The sequence below is a fragment of the Bacillus sp. C30 genome, from assembly GCF_040838255.1.
GTDB lineage: Bacteria > Bacillota > Bacilli > Bacillales > Bacillaceae_G > Bacillus_A > Bacillus_A mycoides.
The window spans coordinates 1-4,631 of the sequence record NZ_JBFPJH010000266.1 but is presented as its reverse complement, the minus strand read 5'-3'; the positions used below and the strand labels follow the sequence as shown (position 1 = coordinate 4,631).

The following is a 4,631-nucleotide window of genomic DNA, read 5'->3' as shown; positions in this document are numbered from 1 at the left end:
ATTCAAAATCAATTGCGTAATCTAATTGATGTTCCAGTTTTTCTTGACCAGGTCATAGAGGGTGAACTTGCAAGAGCTAAGAGAGCCCGAAAAACAAGTGTCGTTCGGGTGTTCGGCGAAGGATTATTGTTTTTAATATTTGGTGCAGTTGTAGTTGGACCAATTATCGCGTTTATATTCACAATTATTACTTGGTTTGGTGAAAAATAGAATAAAAAATAAGAAAAGAACACTTGTTCCGCTCGAACAAACGTGCTATACTTTCCTTAGATAAGCAAAACGGAAATGATTTTAAGGAGAGATAAATGATGAAAATGACAGTAGACCAAAGATTTATGATGCCAGCAGATGTTGTAGAACGAGTGGAAGTATTACGAAACAAACAAAGTAAGCGTGGCACATTATTACAATCGGTAAATAAATTTTTCGGTTTAGATACGAAAGAAGATTGTATTTGGTTTTACGGTTTTTACGGAGTGGCTGTAAGTATTGTATTATTTATGGTATTCACATCAAATATTTTCGATGTTCTCTTCGCATAAGAAATATGCCATAAGGACATTGCCACCGAATACATATATAAGGAAGTAAGGTAATTTTTTAGAGCGGGAGTTGGTAGTAATGGCGATGTTCCCTATAGAGCGTAACTATATTGGGTATGGAAATTCACGACCAGGAATTCCTCTTTCAAAAGTAAGATTTATTGTAAGTCATGACACGGGGAACCCTGGTAGCAATGCTATAGGAAATCGGGATTACTTTAATGAAATACAACCGAAAGCTTCAGCGCATACATTTATTGATGATAAAACAATATTAGAAATTGTCCCTATAAATGAAGTTGCGTACCATGTTCGATACAATGTGCCAACGGATAATGAGTTATTCGGTTATGATGCGAATAAGGCTGCAATTGGGGTTGAACTTTGCTATGGTGGCGACGTAAACTTTTGGGAGGCGTATACTCGTTTTACCTGGTATCACGCTTATTTATGTCAAAATTTCGGTTTAAATCCTAAAAAGGCTATTGTGTCACACAAAACGTTGGATCCTACTCGGAAAATCGATCCTGAGAATGTATTAGGACAACAAGGAATTAAATTTCAGCAGTTTTTAGCAGATGTCTATCGGATGTATGTTTCGTTTAGATGACAAATATATGAAAAATGAATACAATAAAGATAGATGCCTACTGCTGTAAGTAGGTTTTTTCTTGTTTTTATAAATAGTGTATTGGTAGAAGACTAGGAGTGAACAGGTATGCAAAAAGAAACAGTTATTATTATCGGAGGCGGTCCATGCGGATTAGCAGCGGCGATTTCGTTGCAAAAAGTGGGGTTAAATCCGTTAGTAATCGAAAAAGGAAACATTGTAAATGCAATTTATAATTATCCAACTCATCAAACATTTTTCTCCTCTAGTGAAAAATTAGAAATTGGTGAAGTTGCTTTTATTACAGAAAATCGTAAGCCATTTCGTAATCAGGCGCTTGCGTATTATCGTGAAGTAGTAAAGCGTAAATCTATACGTGTAAATGCATTTGAACGAGTGGAACAAGTTCAAAAAGATGGTGATGTTTTTAAAGTTGAAACGACGAAGCGTGACGGAAACAAAGAAATATATGTTGCGAAATACATTGTTGTCGCAACTGGATATTATGATAATCCGAATTATATGAATGTACCTGGTGAGAAACTTGAGAAAGTAGCTCATTATTTCAAAGAAGGACACCCTTATTTTGATCGAGATGTCGTTGTAATAGGTGGTAAAAATTCAAGTATAGATGCAGCGTTAGAGCTTGTTAAATCGGGTGCACGTGTAACAGTTCTATACCGTGGTGGGGAATACTCGCCAAGTATTAAGCCGTGGATTTTGCCGGAATTTGAGGCGTTAGTACGAAATGGGACAATTCAAATGCATTTCCATGCGCATGTAAAAGAAATTACTGAGCATACGTTGACGTATACAGTAGATGGTGAGGCAAATACAATTCAAAACGATTTTGTATTTGCTATGACGGGTTACCATCCAGACCACAGCTTCTTAACAAAAATGGGAGTTCGGATTGATGAAGAAACAGGACGCCCGATTTATATAGAGGGTAGTATGGAAACAAACGCTGAAAATATTTTTATTGCAGGTGTAATTGCTGCGGGGAATAACGCAAATGAAATATTTATCGAGAACGGTAGATTCCATGGAGATGCGATTGCGCAAACCGTTGCATCAAGAGAAGAATAAAAAGAAGCTGTCGAAATCTTCGACAGCTTCTTTTTTAATCGTGCATATACATATTTTGGATTGCTTCATGAGAATTTGTATTCTCTAATGCGACTAATAATTTAATACGCGCCTTTTGAGCATTTAAACCGTATGTGAATATAACGCCCATATCTTTTAATTGCTTGCCGCCACCTTCATATGAATATACATCTTGAACGATACCGTTGAAACAGCGAGACACTAATACGACAGGAATTCCTTTGCCTATTAATCGTTCTAGACTAGGAAGTGTTCTTGGTGGTAAATTACCTTGTCCAAGTGCTTCAATAACAATTCCGTCTACTGGTAGTGTTTCGATTGCTGATAATAATGTATCATCCATACCTGCGTATGCTTTTAGAACGACAACGTTTTTAGAAATCTGTCGTACTGTGCATGTTTCGTGGTGCACTAAAGCATGATGGAAAACAACACCACGTTTTGTTACCATGCCAATTGGTCCGTACTGTGGACTTTGGAATGTCGCGACATTACTTGTGTGCGTTTTTGTTACATTTGTAGCACAATGTATTTCGTCATTTAATACGACTAGAACGCCTTTTTCAGCAGCTTCATTACTACTAGCAACTTTTACAGCTGATAAGAAATTATATAGACCATCGGCACCTAATTCATTACTAGAACGCATTGCCCCTGTCACAACGATTGGGATAGTTGCTTGAACTGTTAAATCAAGAAAATAAGCTGTCTCTTCTAATGTATCGGTACCATGCGTGATGACTACGCCGTGAATATCGTCTTGTTTTACTCTTTCGTCAATGATGACTTGCAATTGTAGCATTTCGCTGGGAGTCATGTGAGGAGATGGAAGATGGAACACATCTTCGACAATTAAATCAACATCGCCTTCTAAATCAGGAATAAATTTTAAAAGAGGATTCTTTTTACCTGGTTGTACGACCCCGGTTTCTTTATCTTCCTCCATTGCAATTGTTCCACCTGTGTGTAAAACTAGGATTCTTTTCAATGCTTATACCCCTTTCAAGTTGAAAAATACATTTAGAACATAACATGTTTTGAGTAAATTCGACAATGAAAATGTATAAAAGTAGGCTTAGAAAATGACAATAAAATAAATTACTTTAAGTGTGCTCCGGTAAGTGGTTATTAGGTTAGGTTTTGTTTATGGAAATTTATGAGAGTAGATGTGTAAGTGTAGAGAGGGAAGGAGTGAGTTTTTTTGAAAAAAGTGGAGAAAATTATAATTCGTATATTACTGATTCAATTTATTTTTCTTTCTGTCGTCCAACTGCTTTTTATACATAAATCTTCAGTGAAATATTTATCGAAAATTGTTTATTACGAAGGTGTCGTCACGAAAAATAAGGCGGAAATCTTACAGGTGAATAAGTAGTTTTCATTTTCTTCTATGATGGATTATGCTACAATTATTGAGGATTTAATGACGTGAGGCAAATGAGAAGAAGCAGGGGGAAAATACCTGCTTTTCGTTTTGTTTTATAAGTGAAAAATGAGGTGTTACAATGGATAAACGAATTTCGATTGCTATAGATGGTCCAGCGGCTGCTGGGAAAAGTACAGTTGCAAAAGTGGTTGCAAAAAAACTTTCATATGTTTACATTGATACAGGCGCAATGTACCGTACTATTACATATGCAGCCCTTGAACAAAAAGTGGATATTGAAAATGAAGAAAAGTTAATGGAAGTTGTAAAAAATGTAAATATTGAATTTCAGCAAGGGGAAAATACACAACTTGTATTTTTAAATGGACAAGATGTTTCTGAAGTGATTCGTACGCCAGATGTGACGAATCGTGTATCTATTGTAGCAAAGCATCGTCTTGTTCGTGAAGAAATGGTACGTCGTCAACAAGGATTAGCTAAAAAAGGCGGCGTAGTAATGGATGGCCGTGATATTGGTACACATGTACTACCAGATGCTGAAGTGAAAATCTTTATGCTTGCTTCTGTAGAAGAAAGAGCGGAAAGAAGACATTTAGAAAATATGAATAAAGGTTTCGATTCTAATTTAGAGCAGTTAAGAGAAGAAATTGCTAGGCGTGATAAATTAGATTCAGAACGCGAAGTTTCTCCTTTGAAAAAAGCTGATGATGCATTGGAATTAGATACAACTTCTTTATCAATTGAAGAAGTTGTCCAAAAAATTATGGGTATTGTTTCAGGAGTATTTGCGAAATAAAGAAAGAGGACTATCCTCTTTCTTTATTTTTTTTTTTGAAATGTAAAGGATAAGTGAATTATAAGTCTCTTTTCTTGACAAATGGGCTAATTTGTAAGAAGTTAGTTACAGAGGAAAAAAACTGTCAGAATATATTCGCTATTATATTTCAAATCATACTTTCTTCAAGATGATTTTGCTGTATAC

The 4,631-nt window shown here is 35.7% G+C and carries 7 protein-coding genes; 6 read left to right on the top strand and 1 reads right to left on the bottom strand.

What is annotated here, in order from left to right:
* The 4 genes from AB3X49_RS18110 to AB3X49_RS18095 all read left to right on the top strand — a co-directional run bounded on the left by AB3X49_RS18110 (position 1) and on the right by AB3X49_RS18095 (position 2,241).
* Positions 1 to 210: a hypothetical protein gene (locus tag AB3X49_RS18110; RefSeq protein ID WP_367963813.1), complete on the top strand. Its 210-nt coding sequence runs from the start codon at positions 1 to 3 to the stop codon at positions 208 to 210.
* A 95-nt stretch (positions 211 to 305) separates the two neighbouring features.
* Positions 306 to 542, top strand: a complete 237-nt coding sequence (locus AB3X49_RS18105) for a DUF3961 domain-containing protein (protein WP_002011789.1) — start codon at positions 306 to 308, stop codon at positions 540 to 542.
* Between the two features lie 79 nt (positions 543 to 621).
* On the top strand, positions 622 to 1,152 hold the full coding sequence (locus tag AB3X49_RS18100; RefSeq protein WP_002011791.1) for a peptidoglycan recognition protein family protein: 531 nt from the start codon (positions 622 to 624) through the stop codon (positions 1,150 to 1,152).
* 108 nt (positions 1,153 to 1,260) lie between these two features.
* Positions 1,261 to 2,241 (top strand): YpdA family putative bacillithiol disulfide reductase, encoded by a 981-nt coding sequence (locus tag AB3X49_RS18095; protein WP_002135260.1) that lies wholly within the window; start codon positions 1,261 to 1,263, stop codon positions 2,239 to 2,241.
* A 34-nt stretch (positions 2,242 to 2,275) separates the two neighbouring features.
* Here AB3X49_RS18095 and ansA read toward each other — a convergent pair whose 3' ends face one another.
* A complete protein-coding gene (gene ansA / locus AB3X49_RS18090) occupies positions 2,276 to 3,250 on the bottom strand; it encodes an asparaginase (RefSeq protein WP_082179694.1) in 975 nt (324 codons plus the stop codon).
* A 213-nt stretch (positions 3,251 to 3,463) separates the two neighbouring features.
* Between ansA and AB3X49_RS18085 the strand changes: the two genes are divergently transcribed.
* Both AB3X49_RS18085 and cmk read left to right on the top strand, forming a co-directional pair.
* A complete protein-coding gene (locus tag AB3X49_RS18085; protein WP_002135263.1) occupies positions 3,464 to 3,637 on the top strand; it encodes a DUF5359 family protein in 174 nt (57 codons plus the stop codon).
* 130 nt (positions 3,638 to 3,767) lie between these two features.
* Positions 3,768 to 4,445, top strand: a complete 678-nt coding sequence (gene cmk / locus AB3X49_RS18080; RefSeq protein WP_002011798.1) for a (d)CMP kinase — start codon at positions 3,768 to 3,770, stop codon at positions 4,443 to 4,445.
* Positions 4,446 to 4,631: the final 186 nt, after the last annotated feature.